33 protein-coding genes are annotated in these 22,860 nt (G+C 71.7%); 29 read left to right on the plus strand and 4 right to left on the minus strand.

The window, feature by feature from the left end; all coding sequences use genetic code 11:
* Positions 1-16: 16 nt before the first annotated feature.
* Complete coding sequence (locus Q7L73_RS14150; RefSeq protein WP_304691877.1) at positions 17-1,681, minus strand: 1-acyl-sn-glycerol-3-phosphate acyltransferase; 1,665 nt, start codon at positions 1,679-1,681, stop codon at positions 17-19.
* 65 nt (positions 1,682-1,746) lie between these two features.
* On the opposite strand from Q7L73_RS14150, the gene Q7L73_RS14155 reads away from it, so the two are divergent.
* Positions 1,747-2,319, plus strand: coding sequence for a hypothetical protein (locus Q7L73_RS14155; protein WP_304691878.1), 573 nt, complete (start codon positions 1,747-1,749; stop codon positions 2,317-2,319).
* Positions 2,320-2,503: 184 nt separating this feature from the next.
* Here Q7L73_RS14155 and Q7L73_RS14160 read toward each other — a convergent pair whose 3' ends face one another.
* Positions 2,504-2,707, minus strand: coding sequence for a helix-turn-helix transcriptional regulator (locus tag Q7L73_RS14160; protein WP_304691879.1), 204 nt, complete (start codon positions 2,705-2,707; stop codon positions 2,504-2,506).
* A gap of 123 nt (positions 2,708-2,830) precedes the next feature.
* Here Q7L73_RS14160 and Q7L73_RS14165 point away from each other — a divergent pair, with 123 nt between their 5' ends.
* From Q7L73_RS14165 to Q7L73_RS14275, 23 genes are all read left to right on the plus strand, one after another.
* The gene (locus tag Q7L73_RS14165) at positions 2,831-4,003 is read left to right on the plus strand and encodes a peptidoglycan-binding protein (RefSeq protein ID WP_304691880.1); all 1,173 of its coding nucleotides are present in this window, start codon (positions 2,831-2,833) and stop codon (positions 4,001-4,003) included.
* Positions 4,003-4,263 (plus strand): hypothetical protein, encoded by a 261-nt coding sequence (locus Q7L73_RS14170; protein WP_304691881.1) that lies wholly within the window; start codon positions 4,003-4,005, stop codon positions 4,261-4,263. The genes Q7L73_RS14165 and Q7L73_RS14170 overlap by 1 nt, the downstream gene beginning before the upstream one ends.
* Positions 4,263-4,670: a hypothetical protein gene (locus Q7L73_RS14175; RefSeq protein WP_304691882.1), complete on the plus strand. Its 408-nt coding sequence runs from the start codon at positions 4,263-4,265 to the stop codon at positions 4,668-4,670. The genes Q7L73_RS14170 and Q7L73_RS14175 overlap by 1 nt, the downstream gene beginning before the upstream one ends.
* Positions 4,670-5,374 carry a hypothetical protein gene (locus tag Q7L73_RS14180; protein ID WP_304691883.1) on the plus strand — a complete coding sequence of 235 codons (705 nt, stop codon included), beginning with the start codon at positions 4,670-4,672 and terminating at the stop codon, positions 5,372-5,374. Before Q7L73_RS14175 ends, Q7L73_RS14180 begins: the two co-directional genes overlap by 1 nt.
* A 61-nt stretch (positions 5,375-5,435) precedes the next feature.
* Positions 5,436-6,860 (plus strand): hypothetical protein, encoded by a 1,425-nt coding sequence (locus Q7L73_RS14185; RefSeq protein WP_304691884.1) that lies wholly within the window; start codon positions 5,436-5,438, stop codon positions 6,858-6,860.
* 12 nt (positions 6,861-6,872) lie between these two features.
* On the plus strand, positions 6,873-7,307 hold the full coding sequence (locus tag Q7L73_RS14190) for a hypothetical protein (RefSeq protein ID WP_304691885.1): 435 nt from the start codon (positions 6,873-6,875) through the stop codon (positions 7,305-7,307).
* On the plus strand, positions 7,304-7,882 hold the full coding sequence (locus tag Q7L73_RS14195; protein WP_304691886.1) for a hypothetical protein: 579 nt from the start codon (positions 7,304-7,306) through the stop codon (positions 7,880-7,882). The genes Q7L73_RS14190 and Q7L73_RS14195 overlap by 4 nt, the downstream gene beginning before the upstream one ends.
* Before the next feature lie 20 nt (positions 7,883-7,902).
* Positions 7,903-8,070: a hypothetical protein gene (locus Q7L73_RS14200; protein ID WP_304691887.1), complete on the plus strand. Its 168-nt coding sequence runs from the start codon at positions 7,903-7,905 to the stop codon at positions 8,068-8,070.
* A 6-nt stretch (positions 8,071-8,076) separates the two neighbouring features.
* Positions 8,077-10,041, plus strand: coding sequence for a hypothetical protein (locus Q7L73_RS14205; protein WP_304691888.1), 1,965 nt, complete (start codon positions 8,077-8,079; stop codon positions 10,039-10,041).
* Positions 10,038-10,889, plus strand: coding sequence for a hypothetical protein (locus Q7L73_RS14210; RefSeq protein ID WP_304691889.1), 852 nt, complete (start codon positions 10,038-10,040; stop codon positions 10,887-10,889). Before Q7L73_RS14205 ends, Q7L73_RS14210 begins: the two co-directional genes overlap by 4 nt.
* Positions 10,886-12,322 (plus strand): hypothetical protein, encoded by a 1,437-nt coding sequence (locus Q7L73_RS14215; protein WP_304691890.1) that lies wholly within the window; start codon positions 10,886-10,888, stop codon positions 12,320-12,322. Before Q7L73_RS14210 ends, Q7L73_RS14215 begins: the two co-directional genes overlap by 4 nt.
* On the plus strand, positions 12,319-12,915 hold the full coding sequence (locus tag Q7L73_RS14220; protein WP_304691891.1) for a hypothetical protein: 597 nt from the start codon (positions 12,319-12,321) through the stop codon (positions 12,913-12,915). Before Q7L73_RS14215 ends, Q7L73_RS14220 begins: the two co-directional genes overlap by 4 nt.
* Positions 12,916-12,919: 4 nt before the next feature.
* Positions 12,920-13,234 carry a hypothetical protein gene (locus Q7L73_RS14225; RefSeq protein WP_304691892.1) on the plus strand — a complete coding sequence of 105 codons (315 nt, stop codon included), beginning with the start codon at positions 12,920-12,922 and terminating at the stop codon, positions 13,232-13,234.
* 2 nt (positions 13,235-13,236) lie between these two features.
* Positions 13,237-14,721 (plus strand): baseplate J/gp47 family protein, encoded by a 1,485-nt coding sequence (locus tag Q7L73_RS14230; RefSeq protein WP_304691893.1) that lies wholly within the window; start codon positions 13,237-13,239, stop codon positions 14,719-14,721.
* 3 nt (positions 14,722-14,724) lie between these two features.
* Positions 14,725-15,114, plus strand: a complete 390-nt coding sequence (locus Q7L73_RS14235) for a hypothetical protein (RefSeq protein WP_304691895.1) — start codon at positions 14,725-14,727, stop codon at positions 15,112-15,114.
* A gap of 2 nt (positions 15,115-15,116) precedes the next feature.
* Positions 15,117-15,332, plus strand: coding sequence for a hypothetical protein (locus Q7L73_RS14240; RefSeq protein ID WP_304691896.1), 216 nt, complete (start codon positions 15,117-15,119; stop codon positions 15,330-15,332).
* The gene (locus Q7L73_RS14245; protein WP_304691897.1) at positions 15,333-16,121 is read left to right on the plus strand and encodes a hypothetical protein; all 789 of its coding nucleotides are present in this window, start codon (positions 15,333-15,335) and stop codon (positions 16,119-16,121) included.
* Entirely contained in the window at positions 16,121-17,479 is a 1,359-nt protein-coding gene (locus tag Q7L73_RS14250) for a hypothetical protein (RefSeq protein WP_304691898.1), read from the plus strand. Before Q7L73_RS14245 ends, Q7L73_RS14250 begins: the two co-directional genes overlap by 1 nt.
* A 2-nt stretch (positions 17,480-17,481) precedes the next feature.
* Complete coding sequence (locus Q7L73_RS14255) at positions 17,482-17,736, plus strand: hypothetical protein (protein WP_304691899.1); 255 nt, start codon at positions 17,482-17,484, stop codon at positions 17,734-17,736.
* Between the two features lie 45 nt (positions 17,737-17,781).
* Entirely contained in the window at positions 17,782-18,027 is a 246-nt protein-coding gene (locus tag Q7L73_RS14260) for a hypothetical protein (RefSeq protein WP_304691900.1), read from the plus strand.
* Positions 18,028-18,046: 19 nt separating this feature from the next.
* Positions 18,047-18,622, plus strand: coding sequence for a hypothetical protein (locus Q7L73_RS14265; protein WP_304691901.1), 576 nt, complete (start codon positions 18,047-18,049; stop codon positions 18,620-18,622).
* Positions 18,623-18,649: 27 nt separating this feature from the next.
* A complete protein-coding gene (locus Q7L73_RS14270; protein WP_304691902.1) occupies positions 18,650-18,943 on the plus strand; it encodes a hypothetical protein in 294 nt (97 codons plus the stop codon).
* Entirely contained in the window at positions 18,943-19,302 is a 360-nt protein-coding gene (locus Q7L73_RS14275) for a hypothetical protein (RefSeq protein ID WP_304691903.1), read from the plus strand. Before Q7L73_RS14270 ends, Q7L73_RS14275 begins: the two co-directional genes overlap by 1 nt.
* A 15-nt stretch (positions 19,303-19,317) precedes the next feature.
* On the opposite strand, the gene Q7L73_RS14280 is transcribed toward Q7L73_RS14275, so the two are convergent.
* Complete coding sequence (locus Q7L73_RS14280; protein WP_304691904.1) at positions 19,318-19,590, minus strand: hypothetical protein; 273 nt, start codon at positions 19,588-19,590, stop codon at positions 19,318-19,320.
* Between the two features lie 426 nt (positions 19,591-20,016).
* A complete protein-coding gene (locus Q7L73_RS14285; protein WP_304691905.1) occupies positions 20,017-20,394 on the minus strand; it encodes a hypothetical protein in 378 nt (125 codons plus the stop codon).
* Between the two features lie 78 nt (positions 20,395-20,472).
* Here Q7L73_RS14285 and Q7L73_RS14290 point away from each other — a divergent pair, with 78 nt between their 5' ends.
* The 5 genes from Q7L73_RS14290 to Q7L73_RS14310 all read left to right on the plus strand — a co-directional run bounded on the left by Q7L73_RS14290 (position 20,473) and on the right by Q7L73_RS14310 (position 22,848).
* Positions 20,473-20,694, plus strand: coding sequence for a helix-turn-helix domain-containing protein (locus Q7L73_RS14290; RefSeq protein WP_304691906.1), 222 nt, complete (start codon positions 20,473-20,475; stop codon positions 20,692-20,694).
* Between the two features lie 76 nt (positions 20,695-20,770).
* The gene (locus Q7L73_RS14295; RefSeq protein WP_304691907.1) at positions 20,771-20,998 is read left to right on the plus strand and encodes a hypothetical protein; all 228 of its coding nucleotides are present in this window, start codon (positions 20,771-20,773) and stop codon (positions 20,996-20,998) included.
* Positions 20,995-21,909, plus strand: coding sequence for a hypothetical protein (locus Q7L73_RS14300; protein WP_304691908.1), 915 nt, complete (start codon positions 20,995-20,997; stop codon positions 21,907-21,909). The genes Q7L73_RS14295 and Q7L73_RS14300 overlap by 4 nt, the downstream gene beginning before the upstream one ends.
* Positions 21,896-22,483: a hypothetical protein gene (locus tag Q7L73_RS14305; RefSeq protein WP_304691909.1), complete on the plus strand. Its 588-nt coding sequence runs from the start codon at positions 21,896-21,898 to the stop codon at positions 22,481-22,483. The genes Q7L73_RS14300 and Q7L73_RS14305 overlap by 14 nt, the downstream gene beginning before the upstream one ends.
* Positions 22,480-22,848, plus strand: coding sequence for a hypothetical protein (locus Q7L73_RS14310; protein ID WP_304691910.1), 369 nt, complete (start codon positions 22,480-22,482; stop codon positions 22,846-22,848). The genes Q7L73_RS14305 and Q7L73_RS14310 overlap by 4 nt, the downstream gene beginning before the upstream one ends.
* Positions 22,849-22,860 lie beyond the last annotated feature (12 nt).

Here is a 22,860-nt window from a genome sequence, read left to right on the forward strand (position 1 = left end):
GCCAGCAGCGGCGGCGCTAGGCGGCCTTCGCCTTGCGCGGACGAACGGACGGCTTCGTCATCGACGCGGTCCACTGCTCGGGGTCGATTCTGCCCTCCACGAGAGCGGCGAGACCGCTCGTCGCGGGCGCGTCGACGCCCGCTCTGCCGAGCATCTCGGCGAGTAGCGCGACCGAGTCGACCGACTCGGCCGTCTGGCCGAGCGCACGGGCGATCTCGTCTGCCGTGAGGCCCTGCGCGAGCAGCTCCCCGGCACGGCGGTTGCGGCTGCCGTCGGCGACGACGGTCGCGACCAGGTCGCCCGCGCCGGCGAGGCCCGCGAAGGTCGCCGGATCGGCGCCGCCGTCACGGGCGAGCTGAGCGACCTCGGAGAAGACCTTGCCGGCGGCGGCGCCGGCGACGTTGGGGCCGGCGGTCGCGGCCGCGGCGGAGGCGGCGAGCACGGCGGCGTTCTTGGCGCAGCCGGCCAGCTCCACCCCGCGCACGTCGGCGGTCGTGTGGACGTCGATGCCGGCGGCGATCAGCACCCTCGCCAGCTCGTGCGCGAAGGCGTCGTCATGCGAGGCGAGCACGATCGAGGCGCCGTTGACGAGCGCGTCGGCGGCGTGCGACGGGCCGCCGAGGGCGGCGACCGAGCGCGCCTGCACGCGCTCGGCGGCGAACGCCGACGGCAGCGTGCCGAGCGGCGGCACAAGGCCCTTGGAGACGACCAGCACGCCGGCGCGCGCAGGGACGCGCGCGCCGTGGGCGGCGAGCGCCGCCGGCAGCGCCCGCGCCGGCACGGCGAAGCAGACGAGGTCGTGGGCGCTCAGCTCCAGCTCTGAGGCGGGCGCGACACGGACGTTCTTCGGCAGCTCGACGCCCGGCAGGTAGCGGCCGTTGGCGTGCTCGCGGCCGATCGCCTCGGCCTGCTCGCGGGTGCGCGTGCCGAGATCGACCTCGAGGCCGGCTCTGGCGAGCAGGACGGCGAGCGTCGTGCCCCACGGGCCGGCGCCGATGACGGCGGCGCGGCGCAGCGGCGTCTGGCCGCCGAGCCACTCCCACTGCAGCATCACGTTCGGCCAGATCCGATCCGTGACGGCGGCGGCCAGCTCGCGCGAAGGATCCTCGACGTGCGGGAAGCGCAGCGGCTGCCCGGCGCGGACGCGGACCTTGCGCGGGCGTATGCGCCAGCCCTTGCGGACGTCGGTCGTGCCGATCAGCGCCAGCGGCACGACCGGGACGCCGGCCTCCAGCGCGAGGCGGCCGACGCCGCGCTTCGCTCTCGCGGGTGGGCCCGGGCGCACGCGCGTGCCCTCGGGGAAGATCAGGACCGAGTCGCCGCGCGCGAGGATCGCCTTCGCGGTCTCGATCGTGTCCTTGTCGCCGTTGCCGCGCGAGACGGGGAAGGCACCGAGCGAGTTGAGGAACCACGCCTGCAGCCGCTTGGCGAACAGCTCCTCCTTCGCGACGTAGTACAGCGGCCGCCGCGACATCGTCCCGATGATGAACGGGTCGAGGAAGCTGCGGTGGTTGGCCGCGAAGATCACAGGCCCGTCCGGGATGTGCTCGCGGCCGATCCGCGACAGCCGGAAGTACAGATGGAAGAACGGCTGGAAGAACGCACGGACGACCCAGTAGACGATCGGGTTGACGCCGCGTTCGCGAGCACGTCGGTGCAGGGCGCTGTTTCTCTCGCTCATCGGTCTTACGTACACCGCTTCACCGCTCGGTTACAGCTCCGTTGGAGCGCGCTAAGGTGCTGCGGATGGCGATCGACCCCAGACGAACGTTGCGTGGAGCCCTCGCCGGAGGCGTCGCCGCCGGCCTCTGGGCGCTGCAGCAGCCGCTCGACAAGCGCCTCTTCCGCTCCCGCTACGACGACGTCGAGCTGCTCGGCCGCTTCGTCACCGGCGAGCGCGACGGCTGGCGTGCGCCAGGCGCCGCGATGCACGTCGCCAACGGCGCGTTGTTCGGCGCCGTCTACGCCCAGGTCGCGCCGCTGCTGCCCGGCCCGCCGGCCGCGCGCGGCGCGCAGACGGCGCTGTTCGAGCACCTCGCGCTGTGGCCGGCCGGCCGCCTCAGCGACCGCTTCCACCCCGGCCGCGCGGCGCTGCCGAGACTGACCGGCGACCGCCGCGCCTTCTGGCTGGCGGTCTGGCGCCACGCGCTCTTCGGCGTCGTGCTGGGAGAGCTGGAGGCGCGCCTCAACCGCCCGCCGGCCGATCCGGCCGCCGCGGACGACGCCGCCCCGGAGTCGAGCGTGCCCGGCTTCGACGGCGATGCCGCGCGCAACGGCCACGGCAACATCGAGCGCGCGATCATCAGCGGCGACGACTGACGCGGCCCGTCCGCGGCCGCCGCTCGAACCGCTCGCAGCCTGTTTACAAGGCGGTCTCGCAACCGGGCGGACGTGCCGGATCCGCCGTGACGACGGGTGATCGCGGGCTCCAGGGGCGCTCTCGCCGGAGCTTGGACCGGGGCTCGATCCGGTCCCGATCGGGACCGGGAACGGGACCAGGCGCTCAGGCCGCGCGCGCGGCCGGCGCCGGCCAGTCGATCTGATCGCGCGGGACGCCGACGGCGACCGCCAGCACGGCGCGCGTCGCGTTGCGGGGGGAGCAGCGGGCGTGCTCGATGTCGTAGATCTGGCGTGAGCTGACGCCGGAGCGACGCGCGAGATCCTCGCGCGAGAGACAGGCTCGTTGGCGGGCGTCTCGCAGCAGCACGGTCGCAAGCGTACCTGCTGCGACGGCCAAGATCCTGTTGAAGCGGCCGATCCGGAGGAACCTCCGGAGGAACCTCCGAAACGCTAGGCCGACGGCGCCGTCCACGGTGATGCTGCTGCCGCGATGACGCCCTCCTTCGACGGCCACCACGTCAGCGACGACTGGTTCAAGGTCCTTACGGCAGCCCGCCGTGCCGGTGTCTCGTTCCGTCTCAACAGCGGTCGCCGGACGCTCGCCGAGCAGCAGCGTCTGTACGACCTCTACCGGGCCGGCGTCGGCAACCTCGCCGCCGTCCCCTCCCCCACCGCGCCGCACATCCGCGTCGGCCGGCAGGATCACGCGCTCGACGTCGACGTCGCGTTCGGCGGCGGCGTCGCCGTGCTGCGCAGCTGGCTGCGCGGCCACGGCCTCGCGACCTCGCTGACGGTCGCCGGCGAGCCGTGGCACGTCGAGGCCGACAGCGCCGGCGAGCTGCGCGCAGCCGCCAAGCGGCTCGGCCGCAAGCCGACGGTGCTCGACCGCCTGCGCGCGCGCCCGCTCACGCGCGGGACCCGCGCGCCCGAGGTGAGAGCGGTGCTGACCTACCTGCGCCGCGCCAGGCTGATCAGCGGCAGCGTCGACAGCGCGGTCTACGGCGCGACGCTCGAGCGCGCCGTGCGCACCTTTCAGAGACGCGTCGGGCTGGTCGCCGACGGCGTCGTCGGACCGAAGACCTTCGCGGCGCTGCGGCGCCGCTACGGCTGGCGCGTCTGGAGCAGACGCGCGGCGGCGAAGCCGGCGGCGGGCACAGAGGCGCCGCCGGCGACGCTGCGCATCTCCGCCACCGGCCTCGACCTGATCGAGCAGTTCGAGGGCTTCTTCGCGAGACCGTACGACGACCCCGCCGGACACGCGACCGTCGGTTACGGCCACCTCCTGCACCTCGGCCCGGTGACCGCCGCCGACCGCGCCGCCAGCTGGGTCGCGAGACAGCAGACGCCGGGCCAGCTGACCGACGCCGAGGCGCGTCAGCTGCTCCGGCAACAGCTCGCAGCCGACTACGAGCCCGCCGTCCAGGCGCTCGCCCTGCCGCTGACGCAGGGCCAGCACGACGCGCTCGTCTCGTTCGTCTACAACGTCGGCACCGGCGCGCTCGCCAGCTCGACCGGCATCGGCAGAGCGCTGCGCGAGCGGCGCTGGGTCGTCGCCGCCGACGAGCTGCTGCGGTGGGACAAGGCCGGCGTGCCGCCGCAGCCGCTGCCCGGCCTCACGCGCCGCCGCCGCGCCGAGCGCGCGCGCTTCCTGGGGATCGCGTGATGCAGTTCGTGCGCGCCTTCCTCGACGACCTCGTGCGGCTCAAGCTGCCGGTCACCGCAGGGGCGGTGGTGACGACCGTGCTCGCGCTTGCGCAGCCGTTCGGGCTGACGCTCGGCGGTGACGCGACGGCGAAGGTCACCGGCGCGCTCGTCGCCGTCGGCGTCATCTCGCAGTACGTGCAGGACCGCCTGCTGGGCGGCGTCGTCGTCAAGACCAATCCGGCGACCCAGAGCGCGCCGCCGGCGGAGGTGAGCGAGTAGTGGCCGCAACCGACTGGGCGCCGTCGCCCGACTATGTCGCCGCGCTGATGCACACGCGCACGCGCGGGCGCGACTCGATCGCGGCGACCGCCGCCAGAGAGCTGGGCAGATTCACCGCCAACACGCGCCCGACGCTGACGCAGGTGCAGAGACTGATCGAGCTGGCGGCCGGCGAGGTCGCGTCCCACTTCCCCGGCCGCTCGCCTTGCACGCCCGACCTCGAGATCGCCGCCGGCGCCGCCGTCGCCTACCGTGCGGCGCAGCTGGTCGAAGCGTCGCTGGCGCCCGAGCGCACCAACTACCTCGGGAGTGCCCACGAGGCGTACCGCACGCTCGCCGACGACGCGATCAGAGCGCTCTCGGCGGCGGTCATCGCAGGCTGCCCGCTCGACGCCGGAGGCAGCTGATGGCCGGCAGCCCGCTCGGTCCGTTCGTCACGCCGTGGGCGCTCAGAAGAGCGGCCCGCGAGCTCTTGCTGGGTTACCACCTCGGCATCTACCTCGACGAGATCGTGCGGCAGCAGACGCCGACCGGCAGCCCCGTGCTGCGGATCGAGCGGCCCAACGACGTGCTCCTGCGCGAGACCCCGCGCGTGCGCGCCGACGAGCGGCTGCCGGCGCTGGTCGTCGGCTGCCACGGCACGCTCGACGACGTCCGCTACCGCGCCGGCGACGGCTGCTATCAGGGCACGTTGAAGCTCGACGTGCACGCGATCACGAGCGCGGCCGACGAGCTCGTCGGCGGCGAGACCGCCAGCATCCTCGCGCTCGGCGCCGCGACGCTGCTGCTGCATGAGCTGCCGCAGCTGACCGGCTTCCAGGCGCGCTGGCTCGGCGCCGTCGCGGGTGACCCGACCGGCGACCGCGGCCAGACCGAGGCGCCGCAGCAGAGCATGGGCGTCAACGTCAACGTGCGCGACGAAGCAGAGCGCACGCTGCACGCCGAGGGCCACGTGCTGGCCGTCTCCGGCGTCCTGCTGTCGGACCTCGGCGGCCCGCTCCCTGCGGCCGTGAGAGATCCGCCGATCGAGGATCCGGCGCTCGACCTGGAGGACGGGCCGAGCGTCGAGGAGATCGCCCTGACCACCACTCCGTTCGAGGAGATCCCATGAGCGAGGCCATGCAGGTGACGCACCTCGAGCTGTCCGCAACCAACGCAGGAGACGCAATCTGATGCCGCTGCCCGAAGTGATCGTGCGCCGCGGGGACCGCGGCGCCGCGCCCATCCCGGCCGACGACGTCTCGACCCGTTTCGAGGTCGTCGTCTGCGACCACGGCCCGATCGACGAGCCGATCGAGTGCCGCTCGTTCACGCAGGTCCGCCAAACCGTCGGTGACCACACCGCGACCTCGACGCTGCGCGCGGTCGAGTCCTTCTTCGCCGAGGGCGGCAGCCGCGTCGTGCTCTCGCGCGCTGTGGGTGCGGACGCCAGACCCGCCAGACTCGCGCTCAAGAACGGCACCGTCGACGTGCTGACCGTCGAGGCCGCCGGACCCGGCACCTTCTACCACGGCGTCAGAGTCGCGGTCGGCACGGCCGACAGCAACAGAGCTCAGAGCATCACGCTGACGCTGAACGGCTCTCCGCTCGTTAGCGGCACGGTCGCCGACGCCGCCGAGGCGGCCGAGCTGATCAACCTCTCCGGCCACGCGAAGGCGGTCGTCCTCAGAACCGACAGCTGGCCGCTCTCGCCGGTCACCAGCGGCGGCGAGCTCGCCGGCGGCGTCGACGACGCCGGCGTCGAGCCCGACGACGTCAGAAGAGCGCTCAGAGCGTTCGACGAGGATCTCGGCCCCGGCTCCGTCTGCGCCTCCGGCTGGGACGACTCGGCGGTCTTCGGCCACCTCGCCGACCATGCCGCGGCCACCAACCGCTTCGCGCGCGGCGATTTCGGTCTCACCACCCCGGTCGAGACGATGACGTCGACCGCGGCGCTGCTCCGCAGACACCAGAACGCGAGATACCTGCAGCTGTTCGCCGGCTGGCTCAACATCTCGATCGCCGGCGTCACCCTGTCGGTGCCGCCCTCGGGCGTCCACACCGGCCGCGAGGCGCTCGCAGACCGCGAGAACAGCGCCGGCCCCGGCCAGCCGGCCTCGTGGACGTTCGGCGAGTACCGCACGCCGACCGGCGTCGCGAACCTGTTCACCCGCGGCGAGCGCGAGCAGCTCAACAACGCGGGCGTCACCGTCGTGGTGCAGGACTCGCAGGGCGCGATCTACGCGGAGGACGCGATCACGCTCGTCGACCCGACGAGATACCCGCAGTACGCCGAGGTCTCGGCGATGCGCGTGACGATGGCGATCCACGCAGCGGCGAAGCAGGCCCTGCGCAAGCGAGTGATGCAGACGATCGACGGCAAGGGCCACCTGGCCGCGATCACCACCGGCGACATCGTCTCGGTCTGCGCCAACTGGTACACGCGCGGCGCGCTCTTTGGCGAAACGCCCGACGACGCCTACAGCGCCAGCGTCACGGCCGAGACCGAGCCGGGCAGACGGCCGCGTCTCGTCGGCTACCTCGCGCTGCGCCCGTCGCCGTCCGCGCACACGGTGGAGCTGACCATCACGCAGGTCGCTCCGAGCGACACGATCTAGGAGATCTGGACAATGCCGACCCCCAACATGACCGGCGACTGGCAGTTCATCGCCACGCTGACCGTCGACGGAGTCAAGCTCGAAGACAACTGGGATGCGATCGAGGGCGGGGACACGACCTCGGCGACGCGCACCTTCCGCGCCGGCGGCCAGCTCTACGCGGAGTCGATGCCCGGTCCGCCGACGACGGCCGACATCGTCCTCGAGCGCGCCTATCGCGGCTCGATCGACGGCGCGCTCCGCACCCAGCTGGCGAACGCGATCGGCAGAGAGGCGAGAGTCACGATCGTCACGCTCGGCGCCGACCACCGGCCGATCAGCGGTACCAGCGAGACGATCACGGGCGTCCTCAAGGAGGTCACGCGCCCGGACTTCAGATCCGAGAGCGCCGGCGTCGCCCTCTACAAGGTCGTCGTCGCGCCGCACGGCGTCTGGAAGGGCACGTGAGCACCTCCGACCCGTTCATGACGGACGGCGACGACGCCGTTGACGCGGTCGAGATCGACGAGGCAGCCGCGGCGGGCAGTGATGCCGTCGCGGCCGACTCGCCGCTCGAGCGGCTGCGCCGCACCTACGCGGCACGGCGCCGGCAGGCGGAGCTGTTCCTGCCGGTCCCGGGCTGGGGTGATGCGCTCGTCGCGCGGGTGACGGTCCCCGACCACGACTTCACGCGCAGAATCACCGGCACGCCGGGGACGGTCGACTGGATGGCCGACTTCGTCGCCGAGACCGTCGACGGGCTGTTCGAGATCGACGGCGTCGACGACGACGGCAGCCCACGGCTGACGGCGATCGAGAGCGAGTCCGGTCCGCTGCGCTTCAACGTCCACTACGCCGACACGGTCGGGCTGCCGGAGGCACTGTCGGCGCGCGAGGCGGTCCAGTCGGCGTTCACGATCGGCGGCGAGGATTCGCTGCCGGTCATCAACGTGGTCGCGCTCGCCGAGTTCGCCAACACGATCGAGCGCTGGCTCGGTGACACGTCCCGCGACATCGCCGAGGCGATCGTCCCGGGGCGCTGAGCCTCGGCGAGCAGAGTCATGTGGAGCTTGCGCTGGCACTCGGGCTGGACCGGATCGCCGAGCGACTGGTCGCCGGCGACGCCGTCGAGCGCGTGTTCTGGCGCGAGCGACTCGCCGGGGCTGATCGCTACGCCGCCAAGCGCGACGAGCGCCTCGCCCACTTCATCGCCCAGCTCATGTGGAGGTAACGGCTGATGGCGTATCGCAGAGCCCTCGACTACGAGCCTCTCTTCCCGAGACCCAAGGCGAGACCGCAGCCGCTGATGATGACGGTGCCGACGAACTCGGGGACCGTCGGTGCGAGAGTCGGCGGCAGACAGGTCGACGTCAACGCCGGCTACACCGGCTCGACGTACACCGGCGCCGGCAACACCGGCACCACCGGAGCGACCAACACGGGCTACGTGCCGGGAGTCTCGGCGCGCGGATCGGCGGGCACGTCCCTGGGACTCATCATCCCCAGCGCGCAGCCGCGGCGACGCCGCAGCGGGCTCGCGGCCGGCACGCCGCTGCAGGATCTGATCTGGCAGCGGCCGGCGGCGTGGGTTCCGCACTACACCGACCCGCTGCCCGCGGCAGCTCCCGCACCGCAGAAGAAGAGCGGCAGCAGCTGGTTCACGCGCGCGGTCGGAGACACCGTCGGCGGGATCGCCAAGACGGGTGGCGGCATCGCGGACGCCACCACCAGCGCCGCCCGTGGCGGCATCGCCCTCGCCGACGACGTCGGCAACACCGCCGCGCACGTCGTCAGCCGCGGCGTCAGCACCGCCTGGAACGCGTCGGGCGTCGTCCGCAACCCGTTTCTGGACGCGGCCGGCTTCGCCGGCGGCGCGGCGTTCGACGTGGGCGCCTTCACGCTGCGGCCGACCGTGCGAACGCTCTTGGCCGGTCGCGACGTCGCCAGCGACGTCGCGGGCATAGGCATCCGGGCGCTCGACGACAGCACCCGCGTGGCGCGCACCGTCGCGGGCGTCGGCGTACGCGGCGCGCGCGTCGTCGCCCGCGGCGTCGACGCCCACGTGAGCGACGTCGCGGACGGCGTCAGCACCGCCCTGCACGGCATCGGCGACGGCATCCAGTACACCGCCAACGCCGCCCAGCACGTGGGGACCGGCGTCGTCAAGGGTGGTCTGGCGGCCGCCGCCTTCAAGTTCAACACCGCCGCGAGCGTCGTGACGCCGGTGGCACGCACGGCGTGGGGCTTGGCGTCGGCGGGAGCCGACGCCGGTTGGGCCGCGACGCAGTGGAGCGCCAACGCCGCACTGAACACCGGACGCGTCGGGATGAGAGCCGTCACCGGGACCGACAAGTTCAGCGAGCTGCCCGGTGCGCTGTGGGACCAGGCCAAGATCAACTTCGTCTCGGGCGCGATGTTCAACCCCGGAATCGCGGCGCTGAACATGTACCACAACCTCGGCGACCCGCTGGGGCTCAGAGGGACGATGGAGTCGATCTCCGAACGTGGAGCTTTCGCCGGCCTGCTCAAGAACACGATCGGCGTCGAGCCGACGGGGTTCATGAAGGAGGCGTTCAAGGTGCTCGACGCCTCGGCGCTCGCCGGCTCGGTCTTCCTCGCGACGGAGTCGACGAACGACTGGGCGAAGGGCGAAGGAAGCTTCGGCAACATGGTCCGGAACAACGCCATGACCACAGCCGCGGCAGCGAGCTTCGCGATCCCGGAGCTGCGCGCCGGCGGCGTGCTTGCGCGGGTCGCCGGCAGAGCCGTCCTGAGAGAGACCGAGCTGCTGACCACCGAGGCGGTGCTCCAGACGCTGAGCAACCTCGACGCCGCGGAGAGCCTCGGCAGCAGATACCTGTGGGGTCCGGAGGACCAACGGGAGCCGATTCCGTGGAATGACATGGCGCTGCGCGCCGCCGGCCTCGGCTACATGGTCCGCGCCCGCGGCGGCCGCGTGCAGAGTGGTGAGACGACGCTCGTCGGCGAGCGCGGGCCCGAGATCGTGCGGCTGCCAGGCGGCTCGCAGGTGATGCCGGCGCATCGCTCGCGCGAGCTGATGGAGCGCATGGGGATGGGCGCGGGCGGATTCGGCCCGCAGGCCGACCGCGAGCTGCACATCCACCAGCACCTCGACGGGCGAGAGATCGCGCGCTCGACCCTGCGCAACTTCGACGACGACGAGCAGTGGGGACGCCTGTGAGCGACAAGATGAACTGGTCGGTCAGTCCCGGCGCCGGCACCGTGATCACGCGCGAGCGAGCCCGCGCCGAGCAACGCCGGGCCGAGCAGGCGGCGAGACGTGCGCGACGCGAAGCGCAGCGCAAGAACGCCGCCGCCTGGAACCGCAAGAAGCGGCGGGTCAACCTCGCCGGCGACGAGGTGCTGCTCGTCAGCAACGAGCAGAGAACGTTCGTGCGCGCGCGTCTCGACGACGGCTACCCGCCCTTCTTCGGAGGCTACGGCGGCTGGGAGGACGAGCCGCGGCCGGGACAGGTCTCGGCGACCGTCTACCGGGGCACCAGAGCACCGCAGCTGAGGCTCTCGCTGATCCTCGGCGGCTGGCCGTACCCGGCGCCGTGGGGAGCGGACTGCGACCGTGACATCCGCATGCTCGACCACTACGCCCGGCTTCCGCTCGAGACCGACGGCGAGGAGCGGCCGACGCTGCTGCGCGTCATGGGCAAGGTCCCGCATCACCATCGCCGCTGGTTCATCCAGAACCTGCAGTGGGGCGAGGTCGACGTCTACAGAGGGCAGCGCGTGCGCGCGCTCGTGACCGTCACGCTGAGAATGTACGTGCCGGTCGAGCTGCTGAAGCGCAAGGACAGAGCCGCCAGACCCACCAGAGTCCACGTCTTCAGAAGAGGCGAGAGATTCGACCGGCTGATCCACGAGGCGCTCGCGGTCAGAGGCGCCGGAGAGCTCAGCTGGGCGCGCAAGGTCGTGCTCGACCTCAACGACATGAGACTGGGCGCCAAGCCGCGAGTCGGGCAGCGACTCAAGCTGCCCGTCGGCGGCTGGTGGCGGAAAGGGATGAACAGAAGATGAGCGCGATCGCCTGGAAGCGCGACGCGCGCACGCTCGACGGCGACATCTGGCTCGACGGCCGCGGCGTCGACGTCGCGATCGGCGACGGGATCGTCAGCTTCGACGAGGAGTTGAGCCTGGTCGGCTCCTCGGTCGTGCGGATCGCCGTGTTCGATCCCGACCGGGTCCTGGTCGAGTCCGACCTCTTCAAGCGCGACAAGGACGACGAGGACAGACTCGAGAACAACGTCGAGCTCGAGCTCGACGGCATCTCCTACTGGCTGCGCTCCGTCGCCAAGGTCGGCGACCAGTTCCGGCTGACGTTCGAGGACCGCACCGTCAGCAGACTGCGGGCCAGAGGCAAGGCGTCGCTCGCGAACCCGACCTGGACCGACCACGTCGCGTTCGTCCAGAGACTGTGCAGACTCGCCGACGTCAGCGCGCCGGTGCTGGAGGCGCCGAGCGAGCAGGAGCGCAGAGCGAGCGACACGCTGAAGGGCACCTCGAGAGGCAAGCGCGCAAGCGCGTTGGCTGACGCCGACGACCGCCGTGCCGCCGGCATCGACGACGACGAGCGGCTGAGAATCAAGTCGCACTGGGCGAGACCGGCGCAGCTGGACGTCGCGACGCGGCTGCTGGCGACGGCGAAGCAGCTCGGCGCCTCGCCGAAGGCGATGCGCGCGCTGATCGCAGCTGCGATCGAATCGAGCGAGCTGCGCAACGAGACGAGAGCCGACGACCGCGGCGGCATCGGCGTCTTGCGGGCCGTCCCCGCCGTGACGCGCAGTCACGCCGGCAGATTCACGCGCTCGCGCGCGAACGACGTCGAGTTCAGCGCCGAAGCGTTCCTGCGCGACTCCGGGTTCACCGGCAAGGGCGGCGCGCTGAGAGCCGAGCGCGAGAACGGCACGTGGTCGATCGGCCGGATCGTCAAAGAGGCGCGCGGCGGCGTCCGTCCCGAGACGTTCGACCGCTGGAACGACCAGGCGCGCGCGATCGTCGACGCCTTCAAGGCCGACGACGCCGCCGGCGAGGACGAGAGCGATCGCAAGGACCAGTCGCTGTTCGTCTACCGCGGCGAGACCTACTGGGATGCCTGCGTCCGCATCGGCGAACTCAACGACTACGTCTTCTTCGTCGCCGCCAACAAGGTCTATTACCTGCCGGAGAGAACGCTGCGCACGAGCCGTCCGCGTCTGCGGATCGGCGAGCAGACGCCCGGGATCCACACGATCGACTGGGAGTGGGCGCCGCACAAGCGACTGAAGCGGGTCGAGGTGACCTGCGACGTCCTGAGAGGGACCGTGCCCGGTGCGGTCGTGGTGCTCGACGACGACTGCGGGCCGGCGAGAGGTCGCTGGATCGTCGGCGAGTACCGCCGCTCGCGCTACTCCCAGACGACCGTCGTGACGCTCGTCAGAACGCGCCGCAGAAAGAGAGGCGGAGACAGATGAGCGCACTTCGCCGCACGCTGCCGACCGGCAGGTCGGTCGCCACGCCGCTGGCGTTGGAGGCGCGCGTCTCCAACCCCGACCCGGACGAGCTGACGGTCACGATCGACGACTTCGACGGCAGCCAGCTCGCCCGCCACGGGTGGCCGGTCGTCTCCTGGCCCGCCGCTGCGAATGCGCTGCCGGCGCGCGGGGACCGCTGTCTGGTGGTGAAGTCGGAGATCGGCCGCGTCTGGGTCGTCGCCGGTGACTGGAGCGGAGCCGCCCTGAAATGGAGAGCGTTGACGCTCGGCAGCAGCTGGTCGGCGGAGGCGTCCAGCCCCACCCCGGCCTTCGCGAAGTCACCGACCGGCTGGGTGATGCTGCGCGGCCTGCTGACGAGCAGCAATCCGAGAGGCGGTCAGCAGCTGGCCAACGCGCTGCCCGACGGCTTCCAGCCGCCGACGCGGCGCAGCTTCCTGGCCTTCGCGGGCGGCAGCGTCACCGCACGCGTCGACGTGCTCGCCGACGGCAGCGTCATGACGGGCCCGATCTCGTCGCCGCCGGCCAACGCGATCGTGACGCTCGACGGCATCGGCTACTGGGCGGAGGACTGAAGAGATGAGCGACACCCCACACCTGTCACTGCCGCTGCGGCTTGACCGCTCCGCCTTCGCGCGGGTCGAGCAAGATTCCGCGCAGCACGTCGCCGAGTGCGTCGAGGCAGCCGCGCGCACCGAGCTCGGCTGGCGGTTGGAGGTGCCCGACTTCGGCGTGCCGTCCTACCTGATGGCCGTGGGCGGCGTCGACGTCGACGAGCTGCGCGAGGCGCTCCTCACGTCGGAGCCGCGCGCCGCGACGGTAGTGGAGCTGGTCGACTCGCTCGAGGACCTGCGTGCCGAGAGCATTCGCATCCTGATCGAAGAGGAGTCCTGACCGTGGCCGTGATCCGACCCGAGATCTCAACCGATCCAGCCGAGCTGGAGCAGATCGCGATCAGATACCTGCAGGACGGCTTCCCCGAGTGGCAGCCGGCCGACGGAGACCTGATGACGTGGCTGATCGGAGCGCACGCGCGGATGATCGCCGAGGAGCGCGACATCGCTGCCGACGTGCCGATCGAGCAGATCCTGCGGCCGCTCGGCGAGGAGGTCCATCAGATCCTCCCGCGCGTCGCGACCGGCGCGACGGTCAACGCGGTCGTCACGCTGATCGACGACAGCGGGTACACGGTCCCGGAAGGGACCGAGGTGCTCGTGCGCACCGCCGGCGACGACGGAGTGACGATGGCCGTCACCGACGACGTCACCGTCAGACCGGGCGAGGGCGTCGCGGGAGAGTTCGTCCGGACGACGGTCAGACTGCGGGCGATCAGCGGCAGAGAAGGCATCGCCGGCAACGGGCTGAGAGCCGGCAGAAACAGCGCCGTGCTGATCCGCCCGCTCGAGTTCGTCACCGAGGTCGCGCTGTTGGACGAGTCGACCGGCGGCACCGACGCCGAGACCGACGAGCAGTACCTGCAGCGGCTCGTCGACACGCTGGCGCTGACCTCTCCCGTCCCGATCCTGCCGGAGGACTTCGCCGCGCTCGCGCGGCAGCAGCCGGGAGTCAGCCGCGCGCTGGCGTTCAACGACACGGTGCTGCGCGAGGAGATCCTCAGAATCACGACCCAAGCATCCACGAGAGCGGAGATCGAGGACCTGACGAACGGCGTCAGAGCCTCGATCACGTCAGGCCTGACGGCCGCGCAGCTGACCACGGCGCTCAGCGCCCTCAACCCGGTTGTCGAAGGCGGCCCGGCCGGCACTGCGCCGTTCACGGTGCGTCTGCGCAACTACAGAAGATTTGGTCCCTGGCAGTTCACCATCTACGGCTCCTCGGTCACCGACGCAAGAACGCTCGGCAGCCTTGTCGTCGAGCAGAGAGCAGGCGTCGAGGCCGTCAAGGAGCGGGCGATCACCGTTGCCGTCGTCGGTCCGGACGGCGCGGAGGTCTCGGCGAACACGCTCAGAGGCGTCAAGGATGCGATCGAGGCCGTCCGCGAGCTCAACTGGGACGTCAGCGTCATCGGCCCGAGCTCGAACGTGATCAATGTCGACTTCGCCGCAGTCACCTGGCCGACCTATGCCGCGAGCACGGTTCAGCAAACCGCGGAAGCAGCGCTCGAGGCATACCTCTCACCGGCGAGATGGGGCATGGGAGATGCGCTCGGCGACGCCGACAGCAGCGTCTGGGTCGAGGAGCGGGTCGTCCGCTACCTCGAGATCGCCCAGGTGCTGAACGAGGTCCCGGGGCTGCGTTACGTGACGAGCCTGACCGTCACGGGCCCGACTGCTGCCGATGCGAGCGGCAACATCACGATGACGGGCCTCGCGCCGATGCCGAAGGCCGGCGAGATCAACGGCAGAGTGACGGAGGGCTGATCGATGGCGCTCTACACGAGAGGCGTGCCGGTCAGCGTCATCACCGACGGGCTCGAGACGGCGCTCACGGCCGAGATGGTCGCCGCCGACGTGCTCCGCCAGGTCGGCGGCGCGACGGCCGTGCGCGGCCCGCAGGGCGAGAGAGGCCCTCAGGGGCCGAGCGGCGTCGGCGTGCCCGACGGCGGCAGAACCGGCCAGCTGCTGGCGAAGACGGCCAACAGCGACTACGCGACCACGTGGGTGGCGGCGCCGGTGCCCGCGGCCGCCGTCGGCTTCGTCAGCCACGGCACGAGCGAGACCGAGCAGCGCCCGATCGGCTACGGGATCGTGATCTGGGTCGGCAGCGGCAGACCGCAGCTCGCCCAGGCCGGCGACCTCTGGATCGGAGGCTGACGATGGCCAAGCTGCGCCTGCAGGCCGAGCTGATCTTCGCCGACGACGATCCCGCCGCCGGTGAGACCTACGACGCACTCGTCGCGCTCGCGCCCAGACTCGGAACGATCGACGAGGGCAGAGGGACGACGCCCAGCCAGATCGCGCTGCACCGCTGCCACCATGACGAACCCGGCGGCCCGGCCTGCGAGCCGCTGCAGTCGTGGGAGGCCGAGTAGATGGCGCTGCTGCCCGTGCGCACCTTCGACGGCGACGACCAGATCCGCTGCCTGCCGGGCTCGGCCGACATCACCGGCGCGTGGTCGATCGCCGCGCTGATGCGCGTGCCGGTGTCCGGCTTCTACTCGGTCGTCCAGGGCCACGTCAGCTCGACGTCCGCGCGCGGCTACGGGCTCGAGACGAACAGCGGCCGCAGCCTGGGCGTCTACAGCACGAGCGGCGGCGAGCCGTTCACGGGCAGCAACTTCCTGCCCGCCAGCGGCTGGGCGCTGATCGCTGTGACGAAGGCCTCAGGCGCGGAGTACCCGACCTTCCACTGCTACGACTTCGACGAGAGAACGTGGCGCCCGCCCGCGAGAGGAGGCGCGAGAGTGAACAATCCGGCAGCGTTCGGCCCGAGCGGCGGCTTTCTCTACTTCGGCACCTATCAGACGAGCTACCGGTTCCGCGGTCAGCTGGCGGCGATCGCGATGTGGAACGCGGTCCTGACGACCGAGACCGTCAGACAGCTGAAGAGCGTGGCGGGGCTCGAGCGCTGGGCCGACGTCGCAGCGCCGAAAGCGTTGTGGCTGTTCGACCAGGCGAGTGCCGAGATCAGCGTGAGAGATCGCGTCGGCGGCGCGCACGAATACGACCACGTCGGCACCGTCGCCGAGCTGGTCGACGACCTGCCGATCCCCTACCGCCCCTCGATCGCCGTCTACGACGACACCGGCTGGAACCCGCAGTCGCTGCAGACGTACGACGGCGCGAACTGGACCAACGCGACCTTCGTGGGAGTGCTCTGATGGCTGACGGCGACGTGATCCTGCCGCTTGACTTCGGCGAGGGCCCGGACTTCGCGATGGGCTCGTGCGGTCGCGAGCTGTACGAGGCGCTGGCACCGCTCGCCTACGACGACGAGCTGTACGGCTGGCCGCTGGCGACGCTGTGCGAGGCGCTGGGTCGCATGCGCCAGCCGATCTCAGACCTCGTGCGCGCATGGAACGAGCCCGACGTCGAGGCCTACGCAGGCAACACCGACACCAGAGTCACGCTCACGATGCCGCGCTCAGGCTGGTCGAGAGCTGCCCATCCGAGCGAGGCCCCGGGCGCGCCGGCGGCCCCGGGCAGCGTCGACCTGCTGCCGTTCGTCGGCCAGCTCGTCGGCGTGCGCGGGATCGAGCAGCTCAGCAACGACGACCGCCGAGAAGCGATCAAGCGCCGCGACGGCTACTCGCGCGGTCAGCTCAGATCGATCCTCTCGTACGCGCGCAGCTTCACCGACGGCGACGGCGTGACGCTGCGCGAGCGCTACAACCCCGATGCAGCCTCAGGCGTCGATGCGCCGTACCGCGGGCGCGTCGTCATCAAGCGCTCGCGCGTGAGAGGGCTCGCTCGCGTCAACATGATCGCGAACCCGCGCGCGGAGGGGCCCTTCACGACCGTCAGACTGCTCTCCAGCAGCACGATGACGGCAACCTTCCTCTCGAGAGTCGCGTGGACGTGGTCGGAGATCGACCACGCCTTCGCCGTCGAGGGGACGCTGCCCGATGACCAGTCCTCCGGCTGGGTCGGCATCGCCTTCAGCGACGCCGGCAGAGCTGCTCATCCAGTGGTGCCCGGCCTCCCCTACACGGCCTCGGTGCTGCTCGCCGTGACGGACGCATCGTTTCTCGTCGACGGGGTGCGCTGGGTCGCCCGTTGGTTCGACTCGAACGGCGCGCCGCTCGCAACCGTGGAGGGAACGAGATGGGCGACGCTCAACATCTGGGGCTTCCCGTTCGCGTCGACGTGGGTCGCGCCGCCGGGTGCCGCCTACGGCCAGTTCTCCGTCGAGCAGAAGACGGACTTCCCGAACGGGGACCGGGTCGCGTTCGAGGTGACGGCCGCGATGCTGGAGCAGACGGCGAGAGCTGGTGAGTTCGGCGACGCCCTGACGCCCGGGTGGCGGCCGCTCGGCGCGCTCAACGCGTCGCCCGCGCAAGGCCCCGGGCTCTCGGCCGACGAGTTCGCCGCACGCATCCTGAAGCGCATCCCAGCCGGTCTCAGATACGACGTCTGGATCTCCGACGAGCTCGACTTCGACGACGTGAAGGGGACGTTCACCAGCTACGCCGACTTGCTGGACAGAACGACCGGATACAACGACCTCCTGGAGGACTGACGATGCCTGCCAGTCCATCGAGACGCATGCTGCTGTCCGCACCCACGGGCGGCGACCGCGCCGACGTTCCGACCCAGCTGCAGAAGCTGCGCGACCGCGTCGACGAGATCGCGCTCACCTTTGCGCAGGGGACGCTCGCCAATCGTCCCCCGGCGAGAACAGCGGGACGAATCTACGTCGTCACGAGCACGGGGCAGCTGTTCTACGACACGGGCAGTGCGTGGAGATCACCGGTCACGGAGCCACAACCGAGATGAACGACGCGATGACGAACCTCGACGACTTCTCAAAGGATTGAACGGATGCCGGTGAGACCTTCAACCCGCCTGCAGCTGCACGCACCAGCTTCCACCGACAGAGTCGACGTGCCCAGCGACCTGCTCAGACTCCGCGACCAGCTCGACGTCGCGGTGGCAGTCTTCGCGCAAGGCGGTGCGAGCGTCCGCCCGGCGGCAGGCGTCGTCGGGCGCTTTCACTTCGCGACCGACACCGGTCGACTCTCCTACGACACCGGCGTGACGTGGATTCCGCTTGTCCTGGTGGTCTGATGACGGAAGGACTGAACCGATGCCCGTGACACCCTCGAGCCGCCTCGGCCTCCATGCCCCCGCGGCCGACGACAGAGCAGACGTGCCCGGCGACATGCTGAGACTTCGCGATCAGATCGATCTCGTCGCCGCCACGTGCGGACAGGGCGTTCTGGCCGGACGGCCAGCCCCGAGCGTCGCCGGCCGGCTCTTCGTCGCGCTCGACAGCGGCGAGCTGTTCTACGACGTCGGCACGGAGTGGCGCCTGGTCGCGGTGCAGACGGAGTCTCCGCACATCGTTGGCGCCCCCGGAGAGCCGCCGTTCTACTCTCGCTATGTCGAATCCGACACGAGCAACATCGTTCGGTTCTGGAAGTCTGGACGACGGGTGTATCTCGCGGGGCTGGTGCGCGCCAGCGCGCGGCCGTTCGTCTCGGACTATTTCGTCCTGCCCGTCGGCTACCGACCCGCGGCAACGATCACGCGCACGATCAGCACCGCCGACGGCGATGGATTCACCCTCACGATCAGCAGCTCAGGGTGGGTGTCCGTGCCCGACACCCTGCCTCACTACCTGACCGCCCTGCTCGACGGCGTCTGGTTCGACGTCGCCTGACCGAAGCGACCGACCGGACGTGTGGCGATGGCACCACCCGAGGACTATGCGGCGGCGCGCTACGAGGCGCTCAGCGAGCGCATCACGCACGTGAAGGCCGGCGCCGACCGGCGGGCCGAGCAGCTCGGCGAGCGGATCGACCGGCTCGCCGATCGGCTCGACGCGAGAGTCGAGCAGCTCGACCTGCAGAAGGCCGACCAGGACGATCTCGACAAGGCCTCCAGCCTGCTCGACCGGATCCTGCTGGGCGTGCTCGGCGCGAGCCTCGCGTTCGGCGGCGGGGCCGTCTGGTTCGTCGTGCAGATCGGAGGAGGACGCTGATGACGGAGCGACGGATCCGCCGAAGGCTGCGTGCCGCGCGCGCGGCCGCCGACGCGCTCTACGCCGACAAGGCGCGCTTCGCGATCGTCTCGCTCGCCGTCTCCGGGCTCGCGCTCGGCGTCGGCGGCGGGGCGCTCGCCTACACCGCCGCGACGAAGGCCGACCAGGCCGAGCAGATCCAGCGCTCGCGCTACGAGGCGTCGCTGAGATCGTGCGAGTCGCGCAACGCCGACCGCCGCAACATCGCGACAAGAGTGCAGCCGCGGGCGCCATACACGGTCGCGGACCTGCAGCGCGACTTCGAGCCGATCGCGAGCGACTGCAGGGCCTACGCGCGCGAGCAGGTGCGGGCGCCGTAGCGGCGCCGGCGCCGCTCAGAAGGGGTCGCTCGGTGTCGGTCGGGTCGGCGTCCGCGGGGGCGGCACCGGCGGCGGCCCGCCGAGGCGCCGTTCGAGCCGCTCCAATCGCCGCTGCTGCTCGGCGACGACCGTCCGCAGCTGCTCCAGCTCACGCGCCCCTTCGCTCACCCCCAGATAGTGGATCGCCGCCTCGCGCAAGAGGCGCGCGCGGGTGATCCTGCGCTGACGCGCCTCGGCGCGGAGGCGCCGCTCGAGGTCCTCGTCGACAGTCGTGGCGATGCGCGGCATTGCAGCACCGTACGTGGGAGAGCGCGCAAGGTTCCGCAGGAAGCGCTGGCGCGGCGGCGTTCCAACCGCCTCCAGGAGGAGCGTCTGCACGCCAGCGTGCAACGTCATGCGCCGGTGTCGTCTCCGGGGGCCGTTCGCGGCACCTCTGAAACAGCCCCGTTGACACCTTCCCTCACTACTCATTTACTCCTGAGCATGCAGCGCTGAACGGGCGTGGCCGGGGAGCCGCGACCTGCGAGACCGTCCCGATCGCGCGTCGTCATCGCCGCGCGGCCGGGCCAGCGCTGCCCATCCACCAAGGAGCGAGCATGAGGCACGGGGGACTGAGCGACGCCGAGATCGCCGCGTTGACCGCGGCGGTGGCGGTGCTGAGACGTGAGGCAGCGGGGCTGGAGGACGGCTCGCCGACGCGCCGCGCGCTACTCGCTATCGGATCGAACCTCTTGCGCGCTGCCGGCGAAGCCCGGCAGCGGCAGAGACCGCCTCGTCGAGTGCATCGATCGCGGCTGACCTGCCGCGGATGAAGAGCGCGGGGGCTCTGTCGTCGGGAGCGATCGCGCCGAGCCGGTCGAGGTCGGCCCAGAACCATTCGAACGGCAGCCCGCAGCGCTCGGCGATCGCGCGCAGCTCCTCCCACGAGGCGCCGCGCAGGCGCGCGCGCTTGCCGGTGATCTCGTCGATCACGGAGCCGCTCTTGCCGATCGCGGCGCCGAGCTCGTCGCGTGAGAGCTTGGCGTAGGCCTGAGCGGCGCGCACGCGCCGGGCGACCTCCTCGGGCTCAGGGCGGTCGTCGACGGGGGGCATCGGTCCAGCTTTGGCGGCGGCCGATGCGATTGCAAGATCTTGTTGCAAGATCTTGTTGCAGTCCCTAATATCTTGGCCATGATCATCGTGACGCCACTGAAGCTCGCGATCGTCGCCTCGGGCAGGAGCCAGCGCGAGGTCGCGACCGCGGTCGGGATCAGCGAGTTCAAGCTCTCGCGGATCGTCAACCGCCACGTCAGTCCGGACGCCGCCACGCGCGCGGCGCTCGCGCGCGAACTCGGCAGCAGCGTCGAGGCGCTCTTCGGCGACGCGCGGCGGCGGCTCCCCGCCGCCGCCTGACGCCGCACGCACCCGCACGAACACGAGCGCTCCCGCGACGGCAGGTCCGGGGGCGGCACCCGAAATGGAGGATCGGATGCAGATCCGGCAACGCACGTCCCTGCGTGCGGCGCTGCACGGCGCCCTGCGCCTGCTCGCCGGCGACGACGGCCTCGACGCGCTGCGCGAGGCGCACTACGCGTCGGTCCGCGAATGGGCCGTGCGACCGCTCGTCGACCCCGACGAGATCGCCTTCGACGCCTGGCCGCACCCCGACGCCGCCGACGAGGCGCCGGTCGTCTTCCCGCGACGGAGAGCGGCATGAGCGACGGACGCACGGTCTGGTGGCCGAAGGACTCCGCCTGGTGGCGGCGCGAGCACGTCGTCGAGCTGGGCGAGGAGTTCGGTCCCGCCGGCCCTGCCGTGCTCGACTGGCTGACCTGCGAGGCGAAGGCGCAGAACGACGGCGGCAGGGTCAAGGCCGGGCTGCGCTCGTGCGCCCGCGGCGCCTTCGTCGAGGCCGACCTCGTCGATCGCGTGCTGCTGCGCGCTGCCGCACTCGGCGCGCTCGACGACTACGTCCGCGCCGACGGCCGCTTCACCGCCCGCATCTCCGGCTGGGAGCAGGACAACGAGCGTGGCCGAGCCGCCTTCCGCAAGGCGCGCCAGCGCGAGCGCGACGGCGCCGTGACCGACCGTGACGTGTCACGTCCCGTCACGCCCGGTCACGCCGAGGCCCCCACAGGAGAGGACAGGACAGGACAGCAGGAGACCGCTGGCGCGGTCATAGCGGCGCCGGCCGGCGCCGGCGGCTTCGATGAGCACGTGATCCGCCTCTGCCGGCTGCAGTCCGAGCTCGCCCGCGCCCGCACCAACCAGGCCAGCAGCTCGCGCAGGCTGCTGCCGACGCGCAGATGGCACGTCGCGATGGACCGCCTCATGCGGCTCGACGGCTGGACGCCGGAGCAGGTCGAGCACGTCATCCGCTGGGTCGACAGACACAGCTTCTGGGCCCCGAACGTGCTCACCGCCGAGGCGCTGCGACGCCACTTCGACCGCTTCGCGGCAGCGATCAACGCCGAGCGCAGAGGGCCTCCTCCCCCGGCCGGGCCTGCGGCGATCCACGATCGCGGCGCCGCCCGCCGCGCCCGCGCCGCCGCCGCCTTCGCCGAGCTTGTGCGCCCGGCCCCCGTCATCGAGCAGCTGGAAGGGAGCGAGAGCCGTGACGTCGCGTGAGTGGCAGCTGATCGCGGTGGTGCTGGAGAACTGCTGGAAGGGCGAGTGGGACGAGGCCCGCGCCGCCGCCTACTTCGTGCTGCTGAAGCCGTTCGCGGCCGCCGACGTCGAACGGGCGCTGCACGTGCTCGTCCGCAACGGCTCGCCGTTCATCCCCGCCGTCGCCGAGATCGTCACGACGATCGAGGAGGCGGAGCGGGTCGGCGTGCCGACCTGGCCAGAGGCCTTCCGCCAGCTGCGCAGACTGCTGCCGCGGCACTCGCGCGACCACGAGGCCGGCTTCGCCGCGCTCGCGGCGGTCCACCCGCTGCTGGCGTCGTTCGTCGCCGCCTACGGCTGGCGGCGGCTGGCGCACGAGCCGGTCGAAGACCCCGACTACGGCGGCGCGGTGCTGCGGCGGCTCGAGCGCTCGTGGCAGGAGCACGTCGAGCGCCAGCAGACGCGCGCCAGCCACGAGCTGGCGTTCGCGACCGTCGAGCGACGGCGGCTCGCCGGCCCGCGCAAGCTCGACGCGGCGTCGCTGCTGCCGGCGCCGCCGGAGCGGCTGCCGCTGCCGCCGGAGCAAGCGGCATGAGCGCCGCCTCGCAGCCGACCGGCGCGCTCGACGGCGAGCTGGCGGAGGCGATCGCGCGGCGCGTCGCGGAACTGGTCGCCCCGCGCCCGCCGGCGCCGCTGCTGACGGCCGAACAGGTCGCCGCGATGCTGCAGGTGAGAGCCGAGTGGGTCTACGAGCATGCCGCCGAGCTGGGCGCGCTGCGACTCGGCGGCGGCGCCCGCGGCCGGCTGCGCTTCGACGCCGAGCAGGTGCGCGAGCGACTGCGCGGACCGGCCGCCGCAGCCGATCGCCCCGCGCCCGCGGCCGGGCCGACCGCACGCCCGCGGCGCCGCAGACCACGGACCGGCGAGACGCCGCTGCTGCGCGTCGGCCCCAAACGATGAGGAGGAGGGCAG

Source organism: Conexibacter sp. CPCC 205762, assembly GCF_030646155.1.
Lineage (GTDB): Bacteria > Actinomycetota > Thermoleophilia > Solirubrobacterales > Solirubrobacteraceae > Conexibacter.